The sequence below is a fragment of the Bacillus cereus group sp. BfR-BA-01524 genome (assembly GCF_022662595.1).
Lineage (GTDB): Bacteria > Bacillota > Bacilli > Bacillales > Bacillaceae_G > Bacillus_A > Bacillus_A thuringiensis_S.
The window spans coordinates 1-243 of record NZ_JAKUDW010000413.1 but is presented as its reverse complement, the minus strand read 5'-3'; the positions used below and the strand labels follow the sequence as shown (position 1 = coordinate 243).

Genomic DNA, 243 nt, shown 5'->3' with positions numbered 1-243 from the left:
GTTCTGTTCCTACAGCTTTCCAAGAAGGTTTTGTATAAGCCTCTTTTGCCTTGGATACAGTTTTTTCAGCTGATACTTTCTCGTTAGCTTTCGCTTCTTCTTCAGCTTTTTTCTTTTCTTCCTCAGCCTTTAACTTCTCTTCTTCAGCTTTTTGCTTAGCTTCTGCTTGCTCTTGCTCTTTTTCTTTTTTCTTAGCAGATGCTTTATCTTCTGATTTTCCAGCTTTCTCATTCTTTGTTGTTT

The 243-nt window shown here is 37.0% G+C and carries 1 pseudogene; it reads right to left on the bottom strand.

The features are described 5' to 3' along the window. Positions 1–243 (bottom strand): annotated as a pseudogene (locus tag MR170_RS31690) (YrrS family protein); the annotation flags it as partial.